12 protein-coding genes are annotated in these 13,553 nt (G+C 46.2%); 8 read left to right on the top strand and 4 right to left on the bottom strand.

The features are described 5' to 3' along the window. Positions 1-11 precede the first annotated feature (11 nt). Positions 12-1,436, bottom strand: a complete 1,425-nt coding sequence (gene mpl, locus H8K55_RS14790; protein ID WP_186942831.1) for a UDP-N-acetylmuramate:L-alanyl-gamma-D-glutamyl-meso-diaminopimelate ligase — start codon at positions 1,434-1,436, stop codon at positions 12-14. A gap of 152 nt (positions 1,437-1,588) precedes the next feature. On the opposite strand from mpl, the gene H8K55_RS14785 reads away from it, so the two are divergent. The 7 genes from H8K55_RS14785 (at position 1,589) to H8K55_RS14755 (ending at position 8,193) form a co-directional block, all read left to right on the top strand. Then, entirely contained in the window at positions 1,589-2,197 is a 609-nt protein-coding gene (locus tag H8K55_RS14785; protein WP_186942830.1) for a hypothetical protein, read from the top strand. After that, on the top strand, positions 2,187-2,726 hold the full coding sequence (locus tag H8K55_RS14780) for a TlpA family protein disulfide reductase (protein WP_230408639.1): 540 nt from the start codon (positions 2,187-2,189) through the stop codon (positions 2,724-2,726). The genes H8K55_RS14785 and H8K55_RS14780 overlap by 11 nt, the downstream gene beginning before the upstream one ends. 81 nt (positions 2,727-2,807) lie before the next feature. Next, positions 2,808-3,245, top strand: coding sequence for a type II 3-dehydroquinate dehydratase (gene aroQ, locus H8K55_RS14775; protein WP_186942828.1), 438 nt, complete (start codon positions 2,808-2,810; stop codon positions 3,243-3,245). A 136-nt stretch (positions 3,246-3,381) separates the two neighbouring features. Then, positions 3,382-3,849 carry an acetyl-CoA carboxylase biotin carboxyl carrier protein gene (accB, locus tag H8K55_RS14770; RefSeq protein ID WP_186942827.1) on the top strand — a complete coding sequence of 156 codons (468 nt, stop codon included), beginning with the start codon at positions 3,382-3,384 and terminating at the stop codon, positions 3,847-3,849. Between the two features lie 126 nt (positions 3,850-3,975). Next, a complete protein-coding gene (accC, locus tag H8K55_RS14765) occupies positions 3,976-5,343 on the top strand; it encodes an acetyl-CoA carboxylase biotin carboxylase subunit (protein ID WP_186942826.1) in 1,368 nt (455 codons plus the stop codon). A gap of 131 nt (positions 5,344-5,474) precedes the next feature. Beyond that, positions 5,475-6,395, top strand: a complete 921-nt coding sequence (gene prmA / locus H8K55_RS14760; protein WP_186942825.1) for a 50S ribosomal protein L11 methyltransferase — start codon at positions 5,475-5,477, stop codon at positions 6,393-6,395. A gap of 25 nt (positions 6,396-6,420) precedes the next feature. Further along, the gene (locus tag H8K55_RS14755; protein ID WP_186942855.1) at positions 6,421-8,193 is read left to right on the top strand and encodes a DUF3426 domain-containing protein; all 1,773 of its coding nucleotides are present in this window, start codon (positions 6,421-6,423) and stop codon (positions 8,191-8,193) included. Between the two features lie 58 nt (positions 8,194-8,251). On the opposite strand, the gene H8K55_RS14750 is transcribed toward H8K55_RS14755, so the two are convergent. The 3 genes from H8K55_RS14750 to H8K55_RS14740 all read right to left on the bottom strand — a co-directional run bounded on the left by H8K55_RS14750 (position 8,252) and on the right by H8K55_RS14740 (position 11,613). Further along, on the bottom strand, positions 8,252-9,151 hold the full coding sequence (locus H8K55_RS14750) for a response regulator (protein ID WP_186942824.1): 900 nt from the start codon (positions 9,149-9,151) through the stop codon (positions 8,252-8,254). Positions 9,152-9,218: 67 nt separating this feature from the next. Beyond that, on the bottom strand, positions 9,219-10,355 hold the full coding sequence (locus tag H8K55_RS14745) for an HD-GYP domain-containing protein (RefSeq protein WP_186942823.1): 1,137 nt from the start codon (positions 10,353-10,355) through the stop codon (positions 9,219-9,221). Positions 10,356-10,545: 190 nt separating this feature from the next. Beyond that, on the bottom strand, positions 10,546-11,613 hold the full coding sequence (locus tag H8K55_RS14740) for an acyltransferase family protein (RefSeq protein ID WP_186942822.1): 1,068 nt from the start codon (positions 11,611-11,613) through the stop codon (positions 10,546-10,548). Between the two features lie 552 nt (positions 11,614-12,165). Between H8K55_RS14740 and H8K55_RS14735 the strand changes: the two genes are divergently transcribed. Further along, a complete protein-coding gene (locus H8K55_RS14735) occupies positions 12,166-13,464 on the top strand; it encodes an MFS transporter (RefSeq protein ID WP_186942821.1) in 1,299 nt (432 codons plus the stop codon). The last annotated feature ends 89 nt before the right edge of the window (positions 13,465-13,553 follow it).

Below are 13,553 nucleotides of genomic sequence, written 5' to 3'. Positions count from 1 at the left end.
TGTTTACTTACTTAAGCTGAAGTACGAGCCTGAAATTTCTGCGCCAAAGCATCAAGCAATAACTGATGCACCCCGCCAAAACCGCCATTACTCATCACCAAGATAGAATCTCCAGCGCGTGCCTCGCTCACGATATCTGCCACCAATGCAGGCAATTCGTGATGCGCTTTTGCCTTTTCCCCTAAGGTTGAAAAAGTATCACTTAAGTCCCAATGGATTGCGTCTCTACCGCTCTGCGCACCATACACATACACCAAATCAGCGGCATCTAAACTGGCTGGCAATGCTTGCTTGATCGCCCCCATTTTCATGGTATTCGAGCGTGGTTCCAACACAGCCAGGATGCGCGCAGTACCGACCGTCCGACGCAAGCCTTGTACTGTCGTCGCGATCGCGGTCGGGTGATGAGCGAAATCGTCGATCACTTTGATGCCTGCAACTTCGCCGCGCACTTCCATGCGACGTTTAACATTGATAAATTCTGACAAAGCGGCAATCGCTGTGCTCGGTGCGACCCCAACATGACGTGCGGCTGCGATGGCGGCTAACGCATTCAAACGATTGTGCGCGCCGTTCAAATTCCAGCGCACTGTCCCTTGAAGTTCCGCCTTGAAATAAACCTCAAAATCTTCCGATTCGCTTAACACCAGCGACCATTCGCTATTCGCGGTCGCGCTATCGTCATTAAAAAATTCCTTCTCACTCCAGCAACCGCGTTGTATTACACGTTCTAAAGTCTGCTCTTTCCCATTCACGATCAATCGGCCAATGCCTGGCACGGTGCGTACTAAATGATGAAACTGTGTTTCAATCGCAGCGACGTCCGGGAAAATATCTGCGTGATCAAATTCCAGATTATTCAGAATCGCCGTTTTTGCGTGATAGTGAACAAACTTACTGCGCTTATCAAAAAACGCAGTGTCATATTCGTCCGCTTCTATGACGAAGAAATCCGATTTTTTGCCGACGCCTTCAACCGTATCGCCAGAGATTCGTGCCGAGATGCCAAAATTTAAAGGTACGCCACCGATCAAGAAACCGGGTGCATAACCCGCATATTCCAAAATCCATGCCAACATTGATGAGGTCGTTGTTTTGCCATGCGTGCCAGCCACCGCCAACACCCATTTGTTGCGCAAAAGTTGTTCGCCTATCCATTGTGGTCCTGAGACATACGGCAAACCGCGGTTCAAAATCGCTTCCATCAGGGGATTGCCGCGCGACACGACATTGCCGATCACATATAAATCAGGCTGCAAATCGAGTTGCGCCGGATCAAAGCCTTCAATTAGTTGTATTCCCTGAGATTCCAACTGGGTACTCATAGGCGGATACACATTTGCATCACATCCGGTAACACGATGTCCGGCCTGTTTAGCCAGGACCGCTAACCCGCCCATAAAGGTGCCGCAAATACCTAAAATATGAATATGCATAAAATAATGCCAACTTTCCAAGATGCGTGATCATGAACTCGGCAAGTTTTTCCTGCGGATCCGATTCCATTTGACCAATTTTTTTCAATTGCCGCAATTCTACCTGAGCTACCTGACAGACAGGACTAAACCGAATGCGATATGATGCGCAAATGACGAATTTTATTTTTAATGATGGCGACTCCGTTGCCCAGATACGTGATGAAATTGCATCACTAGCGGCAAAATTCATCGCCGAAGAAGGCGCTGAATATGGCACAGCCAAGCGCCGCGCAGTCAAACAACTGCTTGGCAATCAAAAGTTAAACGGCAATATCCTGCCCGATAACGCACAGATAGAACAAGAAGTTCGCGAATACCAAGCCCTGTTTTTTGCCGACAGCCAGCCAGCGCGACTTTTGCAATTACGTAGCCTTGCCGCAGTGTTGATGCAAGAACTGGCCCAATTTAATCCGTATGTGATCGGCGCGGTCTTCAATGGCACAGCTGGCGAACATTCTGATATTTATCTGCATCTGTATACCGATAACAGCAAAGATGTTGCGATCTTCTTATTAAATCTGGGAATAGACTACGAGGTTTCAGAGCATCAGGGAAAACGGGGTGATGCACTCGAAACTTTGAGTTTCATCTACAAAAATGAAGGTGTGCATTTATTAGTACATGATATGGATGACTTGCGCCACACCGATAAAAATGAACGCGGCAGTCTGGCCAACCTACAAACATTAATAGAAAGCCATGAACAACATGATGAATAAACGATTTACACTTTCCGCCATCTTGATTGGTTTGGTATTCGCCGTATTGGGCGCCACAGTCGGCGCAAAGAAATTTGAACCAGCACCTGCAAGCGACAGCGCGACTCAACAGCTGTTTGGCCTCACTCTGAACGACGCCAATGCAAAACCTCAAGCAATGAAACAATGGCAAGGAAAATTCCTTGTGGTGAACTTTTGGGCAACTTGGTGCAAACCTTGCGTCGAAGAAATGCCTGAACTCGTGCAATTGCAAAAAGACCTAGCCGCCAACAATGTTCAATTATTAGGTTTAGGCATAGACACGCCGAGCAACATTGCCGATTTTGCAAAAAAGTATCAAATTAGCTACCCTGTTTTCGCAGCAGGCATGGACGGCACCAGCATATCCCAAGCCATGGGCAATAAAACGGGGGGACTCCCTTTCACTGCCTTGATTTCGGCCGAGGGAAAAGTGGTCAAAGCCTATTCAGGGCGCCTGAAAATGCCAGAATTGCGTGCCGATATTCAAAGACTGAATACAAAAAAATAAAAAGATACTGGATTTTTGCTTGCCAATAAGGGGGAATTGACGGCAAAATGCCTGCAACTTCGGCAAACTCATCAAAATTCTATGGCACGCAAGATCTTGCTCATCAACGGCCCCAATCTGAATTTATTAGGCACCCGTGAACCAGAAGTGTATGGAAAACAAACACTTAGCGACATAGAAAATGCAGCAGAGCAACAAGTCAAAGCAGCAAATGGCGAATTTCTGCACTTTCAAAGTAATCACGAAGGTGCATTAATCGACAGAATTCATGCTGCAAGGATGGAAAAAGTCGAAGCGATTGTGATTAATCCTGGCGGCTATACCCATACAAGTGTGGCATTGCGGGACGCTTTAGTCGGCGTTTCCATCCCATTTATCGAAGTGCATATCTCTAATATTCATCAAAGAGAAGCATTTCGACATCATTCTTATCTTTCCGATATGGCAAAAGGTGTTATCTGTGGTCTAGGCACAGATGGATATCGCTTTGCGATTGACTTTGCACTAAAAAACCTTTAAATTCTCGCATCTTCACGCAATTAACCTACATTACTCATATAAATATTAATTGCGTCCATTCCAATAACAGCATTTTAGTGACCAAAAGTACGCTTAATTGCACCACTAAATGTCTCATTTTTTCAGGAGATTTCACATGGATTTAAGAAAACTCAAGACCCTCATCGACCTCGTTGCAGAATCTGACATTTCAGAATTGGAAGTAACCGAAGGCGAAGGTAAAGTTCGTATCGTGAAATCCGCACCAGCACCGCAAGGTCAGATGGTGATGATGCAACCACAAATGCAAATGCAACACGGCATGCAAGCTCCAGCAGCGGCACCAGTCGCTGCAGCCCCGGCGGCGCCAGCAGCACCTGCTGCTATCGAAGGTCATGTTGTTAAATCTCCAATGGTCGGTACTTTCTACCGCGCCGCTTCCCCAGGTTCTGCACCATTTGTCGATATTGGCAAAAACGTCAATAGTGGCGATACTTTGTGCATTATCGAAGCGATGAAATTATTGAACGAAATCGAGAGTGATTTCTCCGGCAGTATCAAGCAAATTTTGGTCGAAAATGGTCAACCAGTTGAATTTGGTCAACCATTATTTATCATTGCTTAATTCCAGCGCGACCTATCAGCACGACCAGCTTGATGACGCTATTTGCTTCGCCAGTCGATCTGGCGAAAACAAAATTTACTGCTCCTAAGCTCCCGGGCTGCAACCTCTGCCAAAGCAAAATATATTATGTTTGAAAAAATTCTAATCGCCAATCGTGGCGAAATTGCCCTCCGTATCCAACGCGCCTGCCGCGAAATGGGCATCAAAACTGTGGTCGTTCACTCTGAAGCTGACCGCGAAGCCAAATACGTTAAACTCGCCGATGAGTCTGTCTGTATCGGCCCGGCACCGTCCAATCTCAGTTATCTGAGCATGCCAGCGATCATCAGCGCAGCCGAAGTCACTGACGCGCAGGCGATCCACCCAGGTTATGGCTTTTTGTCTGAAAACGCTGATTTTGCGGAACGTGTTGAGCAATCTGGCTTTGTCTTTATCGGCCCACGCGCAGAATCTATTCGCTTAATGGGCGATAAAGTTTCTGCCAAACACGCGATGATAGAAGCTGGCGTACCTTGCGTACCAGGTTCAGAAGGTGCTTTGCCAGACGATCCTAAAGTCATCGTGCAAACTGCGCGCAAAGTCGGCTACCCAGTCATCATCAAAGCAGCTGGTGGCGGTGGTGGTCGCGGTATGCGTGTGGTTCACACCGAAGCAGCATTATTGAATGCTGTAACGATGACTAAGACTGAAGCAGGTGCCGCATTTGGCAACCCTGAAGTCTATATGGAAAAGTTCCTGGAAAATCCACGTCACGTGGAAATCCAGATCTTGGCCGATCAACATGGCAATGCTGTCTGGTTGGGTGAGCGCGATTGCTCTATGCAGCGTCGCCATCAAAAAGTTATCGAAGAAGCGCCTGCACCAGGCATTCCACGCAAAACTATTGAGAAAATCGGTAATCGTTGCGCCGAAGCTTGCCGCAAGATCGGTTATCGCGGTGCAGGTACTTTCGAATTCTTGTACGAAAACGGCGAATTCTACTTCATTGAAATGAATACCCGCGTACAGGTTGAACATCCAGTCACAGAAATGATTACCGGTGTCGACATCGTTCAAGAGCAAATTCAAATCGCCTTTGGTAACAAATTACGCTTTAAGCAATCTGACATCGAATTGCGCGGTCACTCTATCGAATGCCGTATCAATGCGGAAGATCCATTTAAGTTCACACCCTCACCTGGTCGCATCGTCACTTGGCACACACCTGGAGGCCCTGGCATTCGTGTTGATTCGCATGCCTACGCTGGTTACTTCGTCCCGCCGAATTACGATTCTATGATCGGCAAAGTAATCTCCTACGGGGCAACGCGTGAGCAAGCAATCCGTCGCATGCAAATCGCTTTATCTGAAATGGTCGTTGAAGGCATACAAACCAATATTCCTTTGCACCGTGAATTGATGGTTGATGCGCGCTTTATCGAAGGCGGTACGAATATTCACTACCTCGAACATAAATTAGCGGACATGCCAGTGTTGTCAAAGAAGGCAAAATAAACTCCTTGCAATATAGCTAGTTTGGTAGTTTCCACGACGCGATTGAGATACTATATTCAATCGCGTTTTTTGATTTAATTCGTCGCTATTTTGATGCGTACGAACATGTTTTTAGAATTTGAGAGCACATTATGGCCTGGGTAGAAATCATCATTGAAGTAGCACGCGATCATGCAGAAAATCTATCCGATGCTTTAATGGACGCTGGTGCTTTATCTGTTTCAGTAGAAGATGCTGATGAAGGTACAGACGCCGAGAAACCTTTGTTTGGCGAACCCGGCATGGAGATCACCGAACGCGCGTGGGAACGCAGTCGCGTAGTTGCGCTGGCAGATACCGACATTGATCACGCCGCCTTAGTAGCCAACGCCGCAGCTTCAATTAAGCTAGCAGAGGTTCCCGCTTTCACTACTCGGAATGTCGAAGAACAAGACTGGGTGCGCTTAACTCAATCTCAATTCGAACCCATTCATATCGGCAAAAATATTTGGGTAGTTCCTAGCTGGCATGAAATTCCAGACCCACAAGCCTTGGTATTGGAATTAGATCCTGGCCTCGCATTTGGCACAGGTAGCCACCCTACTACTCGTTTATGTATGGAATGGCTGGAAGCCCATGCACCACAAAATTTATCAGTACTCGATTACGGATGTGGTTCAGGCATTTTGGCTATGGTTGCCAAAAAATTGGAAGCGAATAAAGTCATCGGTGTTGATATTGACCCGCAAGCCATTGAATCAGCAAATTTCAATGCAGAACGCAATCAATGCGAGATTGAATTTTCTCTTCCTGAAGAGTTCGGCGAAAAATATCCGGCCTCACATCAATTTGATGTCGTCGTAGCGAATATTTTATCCAGCCCATTAAAGCTGATGGCACCTATGCTTTCTGGTCGTGTTGCGCCCGGCGGCGCTTTGATTTTATCCGGCGTACTCGCACGTCAGGCAGAAGAAGTTGCAGCGGCCTACGCACCATTTATCCAATTGAGCGTGTGGCAAGAACGTGAAGGCTGGGTAGCCTTACACGGTCGCCGTAACGCTTCAGCAAGTTAATCATACTCAACGACTTACTATCATCATGGCGCTCGCGACCCAATGTCCTCACTGCTATACCAGCTTTCGGGTCGCTAACGACCAGCTAAAACTACACGCTGGCTTAGTACGTTGTGGCTCGTGCAATCGAACCTTCAATGGCATTGAGTATTTACTTGCACCGGGTGAAAAACCTAGGCAAGCACCTGCAGAACAAACTCCAGTAGAGTCGACGGCTAAAACATCAGTAACATCCGATGTTAGCGCCACTAATTCAAATTCAGAAACACCGAGCATTGAGCTTGTAGAAAAATCGAAAATTACAGGCGCAGCATTTGAAACTACTCCGCACGAGCAGCCGCTTCCGCCGACACATCAACCTGAATCAGCGACATCAGCGACGGTAGACGCGACCGAGAATGATATGGATGCGAGCGATGACGGTGACGAGAATAACGACAGTAATGGCGACAAAGATGCCGACATTCAAATCAACGACGCAGTCGTAACGCATACAGAGCAAGTAACGCCAGAGCTTTCAGCAGAAACTCCAGCGCAAACCGCAGAGCCAGAACCTGACTCTGTGGAATCGATTTCAGGTGAAGACCTTACTGCCGATGCGCTCACCGCGAACGATACAGAACTTGAAGGCGTGGAAGCAACACAGCAAGCGCTACAAGAATCACAAACCGAAGACGCAACATCTGACGTTAGTCACTCCACAATCGCGCACGCAGTGGACGAAGTAAGCGAAGTAGGTGAAGTAGAAGACGTGGACGCTCACGGACCAGACGAGCACGATGCCTTGTCCGATGCTGGACAAGCAGCAGCTTCGATTGCGCCAGCGGAACTCGATCTGCAAAAAAACTTGATGCGCCAGTTTTCAGCACAACTTGAAACGATAGAACCTGAATTGGGTGCCCCACCGGCTCCTGCAAATCAAAGAAAAGCGCCTGACTTAACGAGTGGGCTAGAATTTGAACTGACTAGCGAAGAACGTGAACTAGTTGAGCAGGCAGATCTATTACATCAATTAGAATTAGAAAACCGCGCCGCGATCTTAGACGACGATGCCGAAGAGTGGTCTAAAAATGAACCAGGTTTCGACGAACAATCATTATTAGCTGCTTTCGCTGCCGATGAAGCATTGCGCGCTCAAGACGACCTTGTCAGCAGAAAAGCACCGGTCAAAGCCCTGAGCAAAGAAAGCTCGGGCGGCTCCACAGAAATAGATACACCAGCTGTTGATAGCAAAAGCGAAGAAGACTCTGCAGACGATGATCAAACCCAACATAAACCTGGCTTTGTTCTGCAAGCAGAAAAACAAGATCGTTACGGCAAATGGATGAGCTTCGGACTATCACTGGTCTGCTTATTTTTGCTTCTTGGCGTCGCAGCACAAAGTATCTTCTTCTTGCGCTCAACGATTGCAGCCGAAATGCCGGCAACCAAACCGCATCTCGTGCGAGCTTGCCAATTGCTATCGTGTAAGATTAGCTTACCGGCCGAGCGTTACATGTTGGAAGTGACTGGCCATGAGTTACTGATTTTGAATGAAGAATTGAAGATCAATACACTGGCATTTCAGATTCAAAATAAGAGCAATACCGTGCAAGAATGGCCAGCATTAGAATTAACTCTAGTAGATGTGCGCGGCAAAACCGTGCTGCAAAAAGTCTTCTTGCCTGCCGACTATCTCAACAACAAGGCAGATGTCGCAAAAGGTATTGCAGCCCGCAGCGAAAGCAATCACATGCTCTATTTTGAAATCAATGCGACCAAGGCGTCGAACTATCTGCCCAAAATATTTTATCCATAATGAATACCTGTCCTGACTTCAACATACCTGTCAGAAGCCAAATTAACAGACAATCGCTTTAGGCATTTTTCCGCAAATTGCGATATCGTTCTGCACGCGTGGCCACAGATGAAATCAGCTTTTCAGGATCGATAGGTTTCGTCAGAAATTCATCGGCACCCGTTTCTAATGCGCCCAGTTGCTTTTGCATTTCAGTCTCAGACGATAAAAAGACGATAGGAATGTCAATATAGTGGTTATTTTGTCGCACTACTTTTGCCATTTCAATGCCATTACACTGCGGCATATACAAGTCGGTCAAAATGAGTTCTGGTTTGAATTTCTTAATCGATTCCAAAATCTGCGTGGGGTCAATCAGACCTTTAACATGCATACCAGCGCTACTTAACACAGCATCAAAAAAACTCAAAAAGAACTCATCATCATCAACCACCAAGATGCGATACGAACGTATCGTATTCTGAGCGATTTTTTCATCAACTCTGACGCTCAATGCTTGTACATCGACAGGTTTAATGAAGTAACCCTCGGCTCCCTCCCTCACTGCGAGCAAGCGATCATCAAAATTATCATTTGAGGATACATAAATCACCGGAAAACTTGTGATCACCCTTGCGGCCATAGAATCTTTTGCCAATCGTCCACCGGAAGCATCAATATCCAGGACAGCGGCTGACGGCGCACGCACCAAGATAGCCGAGCGAAATTCATCTAGATCAGAAAATCCCAATACTTCATGCCCATAGATACTCAAGGCATCGGCTAATTCATGCGCATAACTAACGCTATCGGAATAGACATAGACTAAATCGGGATGTCTGGTGACTTCGTCATCGACTTGCGCATTCACATTCAGTTCTGTAGACGGCTGTGCGTTCATTTCAAGGTCTAATTCGCTGGGCTTTTTGGACGCATCGTTTGCACCAGCGTCCTCAAATTCAAAAGTATTTTGCGTCATTTTATTATCAATTCCCAATTAAATAATGATCGTCAATATGCTAGACCGCAAACTTATTGTGCAGTAACTATTGAGCAGCCACATCACCCCATAACTGTCGCATACTAAATCGCATGATGACTTGATCGCGATGCAGTACTTCCCTGATCGCATGCAGAGGCTTTTGAGTGTCGCGCTTAATCGGCGAAGCCAAAGCAACCCCGCGTGGACCTAATAAACAGTGTACATAAGGCGTCGTAGTGGTCGCACCCTTGCTCGTCACGACACCAATCGCCCCATCTTCAAGACGGACAAAAGTGCCTATAGGATAAGTGCCTAGCTCGCGAATAAACAAGGTAACCAACATCAAATCTACGGTCGTTTTTCCACCAATCAGAATATCGCGCAAGGCCGCATTCGGCAACAAAGATTTACGGTAACTACGGGCGCAGACACGTGCGCAATATCGATCGGCAATCGAAATAATTTTTGCATTTTGCGGGATTTCTGCGCTGCGTTTTTTATTTGGGTAGCCGCTACCATCTTCATTTTCATGGTGATGTAAAACCCAGGACAACCAAGCCTCATCGCGAATTCCGGCGTTCATTAATTGCTGTACGCTTTGTTGCGGATGATTAAAAATCAAGTCCTGCTCTTCAGCATTTAAGCCCTCGCTTTTTTCCTGCAAACGCTCTTGCTGACGCAGCATGCTGAGGTTCATAGTAAGGCAGGCAGCAGCCAACAGAATCAATTCTTCTTCGGTTTTTTTTAAGGCTCTACCGATCACTATCGAAACCACCGCACTGTCTACACAGTGACGCGAAGAGTAATTGCCTTCTTGATGTAAAAGTATGCAGCCGAGTGCAACGTCGGTGTCGATCCGGGTCGCCAATAAAACATACTTCGCCAGCGTGAGAAATTTTTCACGAGCATTTGGCTCGCTACTCAAGTTATAAGACAAAGTACGTAAATCATTACGCACTTGAGAGATGATCCTGACAACGGAGGGTTGTTCTACAACTTTTTGTGCTTTTTTATCGCGTGCCGATTGTTCGAGTGTTTCGCCATCAACATACAGCCCACGTTCTATCAGCGTTTCAACCTGATGGCTACTACTCACGACAAACCCACGCCGCAATAACAGATTGCCATCCGCGCCAAAGATATCCCATTGCAGCGGCTGGCCGATGACGATATCTGACATAGAAATGCGTTTGTTCGACATGCAATACCCCAAAAAGATATACGGTCTACGCCCACATGCTGAACTATCGACAGAGAAGTTCAGCTATGTACTTGTTATATATCCTATCAGAGTATTAATGACGTGCCTGCTTTTCTTCTTTCTTGGTATCTAATAATGCAACACTCCGCACTTGAACATTTTTATTTCGACAACGAAACATCGCCTAGAGTTAAATAGAAAATCGCCATCCACGCTTGCGCAGAAAGAACATCAGCACAGCAAACATACCAGTGAACAGCAAAGCAAATAAGAAGGAGCTCATGTATGCGCCAACCACAGGGGTCAGGCTGTGAGTAAACCACTTTGGATAAATCAACTCCATCAATCCACTGGCCGCCAAAAGACAGGTCACCATCCAAGATCCACCGTAGGCCGCAATGGCGTTCACGCCGAAACTTAAACCGAATGCAGGCCACTTAGCCACATCAATCAAACGATGCATGAGCCACATCAACAAATAGGCGAAGCCTGTAGTCCACAACACAAACGATGATGTCCATAGACTCTTATTCAAAGGCAAAGCGAACGACCACAGCCATCCCAGTAGCACGAGTAGCACCCCACATTGCCACAGTCGCTGTGCTTGCTTTTGACGCAAAAATGCTCCAGCTTGAATGCCGAACAATACCGAAGCAATTGCTGGAAGTGTACTAAGAATTCCTTCCGGCTCTTGTGCCAAGCCCGTCTTAACGTCGAAACTGTAAGCGAAATGCCCCAGCCAGCGAGTATCGATTTGATCGGCCAAATTCAGATGCGCTTGATACGAACCAGCACTCGCCAAGAGATACCAGTATCCAACTAGTATGCCGACAATCATCAAGCCCTGTGCACGCAAAGAACGTACATAAATCAGTATCGATCCAGCAACAAAAAAACAAATCCCGATTCGCTGCAGCACACCTAGTAATCGAAATTCACGACCGGGAATCAAGAGCATCGCAATCAAATGTAGAAGCACGCCCAAAGCAAAAATTTTACATGCGCGCCACACCACGCTGTTCCATAATTGCCGACTGGCGACGCCTTGTTCAAGCTTTGGAGTGAATGCTAAATACAAAGACACACCAACGATAACCAAGAAAAATGGAAAGATAAAATCTGCAGGTGTCGTCCCCTCCCATGCTGCATGTTCCAGCCACCAATACACATGATCCCAGTCACCTGCATTATTGACTAATAACATTGCCGCGACGGTTAATCCACGCAAAGCATCTATTGATAAAAATCGCTGATTCATTACTTTTTCTGCACCCATTGCTTCCTCAATCAACCGCAAGAATGCGGTGAAAAAACGCTCAAATTTGCTCTTAAGAATCACCCAAATAACGCTCTGCCTATCACCATCAACGCAAAAAAACACAATACCACTTTAACAAATAGGATGAATACATCAATTGAAGGCAAAGATCTTCACAAACATGCATCGATTTGTTGGTGATTCATAAAAATTTAGACTACATTAGAATGAATTAGAAGTGATTACTGTAATTCTCCGTATAATTTTCCGCAAGAAATCAAACGAAAAAATCACCGTATAGTTGTATATTGGTACTTAAGTGGCATTATTTATGTAAAACCAGTTGACCTATACTTGTGGGGCTAGTATGTTTCTAGTTCACTCAAGTAATTGCACAAATAAATGCGCAACCCGATACACAACCCACTACACAACTAGATATACAACTAGATACGCGACTACACACAAGTTACTGATCGAAATTGTTAAGCGATATAAAGAACCACACAGTCAAAAATTGCAGCAATGTGATTTCACACCGGAGATTTTTAGATGAATAACAGCAAATTACGTCACCCGCTAACTTGGGTGCCTACCCTTTATTTTGCGGAAGGGCTTCCTTTATGGGTAGTCTTAATTGTCGCTGGCGTGATGTTCAAGAGCATGGGCATTTCAAACCAAGATATCGGGCATTGGACTGGTATTTTGGTATTGGCTTGGACCTTTAAGCCGCTCTGGAGTCCATTACTGGAAACCTCGAACAATAAGCGTTTTTTTGTCGTGCTCTTTCAAATCATAGGCGGCATCGCTTTGGGTCTTATTGCACTGACTCTGCAATTACCCAATTCAGTCGCGGTCACGGTTGCACTGCTTGGTGTCGTTGCCTTAGCATCTGCTACCCACGATATCGCCGCTGATGGCTTATATATTGCTAGCCTCTCCACTAAGCAACAGACCGCATTCGCGGGCTGGCAAGGCGCTTTTTATAATGCCTCTAAATTTGTTATTTCTGGCGGTTTAGTCGTATTGGCAGGTGACCTGCAAACCAAATATCAGTATCCACCAGAAAAAGCGTGGGCCGTCATCTTTGCAATTATGAGTGCGGGGCTCATAGGCATTGCGATCTATCACCTATGGGCTTTACCAGCTAATCCAGCAGTCACGACCGCACCAACTTCAATCAAAGAAGGCTTCGCGACTTTGATCGAAGTCATTATCGATTTCTTTAAGAAACCAGGTATCTGGCTCAGCATTTTATTTATCTTGCTCTTTCGTGCGGGCGAAGCCCAGGTTTCTACCATTGCGCCCTTATTCCTGCTCGACTCACGCGCCGCTGGTGGATTAGGACTGACAACGGCACAAGTGGGATGGGCCTACGGTGCCGCTGGTACGATCGCGTTTATCGTGGGCAGCATTATCGGTGGCTATTTTGCAGGCTGGCTAGGCTTGCGCCGTGGCATGGTGTTTTTGATTATCGGCATGAATATGCCTAATCTTGCCTTCTTCTTCCTGTCCAGCACCATGCCTGACAATCTGACTATCATTACAGCAGCTATTTTTATAGAGAACTTTGGTTTTGGTTTTGGCTTTGTTGGATTAATTTTGTACATGATGCAAGTGCTGTCTGTGGGTAAATATCAAACTGCGCATTACGCCTTTGGTACCGGTTTCATGGCACTTGGTCTGGTCTTATTCCGCACGTTCAGCGGCGACATACAAGCGGCTTTAGGCTATAAGCATTTCTTCTTATGGGTAATTCTGTCTGCCATTCCAGTGCTCGTACTGTCACTTTGGATAGTGCCAAAATCAACGGAGGAAAAGCTTACTGCAGACCCCGCACTCGCAGTGTAATCGCAGTGCAATAATAGATCGATGCAATGAATAATGAAAAAGCCGGAATGTTCACACATTCCGGCTTTTTCTTCTTTAAGATTCTGAGT

Origin of the sequence: Affinundibacterium flavidum, assembly GCF_014284175.1 — a bacterium.
Lineage (GTDB): Bacteria > Pseudomonadota > Gammaproteobacteria > Burkholderiales > Burkholderiaceae_D > Undibacterium > Undibacterium flavidum.
This window is presented reverse-complemented; position numbering and strand designations above follow the sequence as displayed.

What these genes read in the sequence shown, in the direction of transcription:
- mpl (WP_186942831.1), bottom strand. Translation starts at nt 1,436, where the DNA reads ATGCATATTCATATTTTAGGTATTTGCGGCACCTTTATGGGCGGGTTA.
- H8K55_RS14785 (WP_186942830.1), top strand. Translation starts at nt 1,589, where the DNA reads ATGACGAATTTTATTTTTAATGATGGCGACTCCGTTGCCCAGATACGT.
- H8K55_RS14780 (WP_230408639.1), top strand. Translation starts at nt 2,187, where the DNA reads ATGATGAATAAACGATTTACACTTTCCGCCATCTTGATTGGTTTGGTA.
- aroQ (WP_186942828.1), top strand. Translation starts at nt 2,808, where the DNA reads ATGGCACGCAAGATCTTGCTCATCAACGGCCCCAATCTGAATTTATTA.
- accB (WP_186942827.1), top strand. Translation starts at nt 3,382, where the DNA reads ATGGATTTAAGAAAACTCAAGACCCTCATCGACCTCGTTGCAGAATCT.
- accC (WP_186942826.1), top strand. Translation starts at nt 3,976, where the DNA reads ATGTTTGAAAAAATTCTAATCGCCAATCGTGGCGAAATTGCCCTCCGT.
- prmA (WP_186942825.1), top strand. Translation starts at nt 5,475, where the DNA reads ATGGCCTGGGTAGAAATCATCATTGAAGTAGCACGCGATCATGCAGAA.
- H8K55_RS14755 (WP_186942855.1), top strand. Translation starts at nt 6,421, where the DNA reads ATGGCGCTCGCGACCCAATGTCCTCACTGCTATACCAGCTTTCGGGTC.
- H8K55_RS14750 (WP_186942824.1), bottom strand. Translation starts at nt 9,151, where the DNA reads ATGACGCAAAATACTTTTGAATTTGAGGACGCTGGTGCAAACGATGCG.
- H8K55_RS14745 (WP_186942823.1), bottom strand. Translation starts at nt 10,355, where the DNA reads ATGTCGAACAAACGCATTTCTATGTCAGATATCGTCATCGGCCAGCCG.
- H8K55_RS14740 (WP_186942822.1), bottom strand. Translation starts at nt 11,613, where the DNA reads ATGAATCAGCGATTTTTATCAATAGATGCTTTGCGTGGATTAACCGTC.
- H8K55_RS14735 (WP_186942821.1), top strand. Translation starts at nt 12,166, where the DNA reads ATGAATAACAGCAAATTACGTCACCCGCTAACTTGGGTGCCTACCCTT.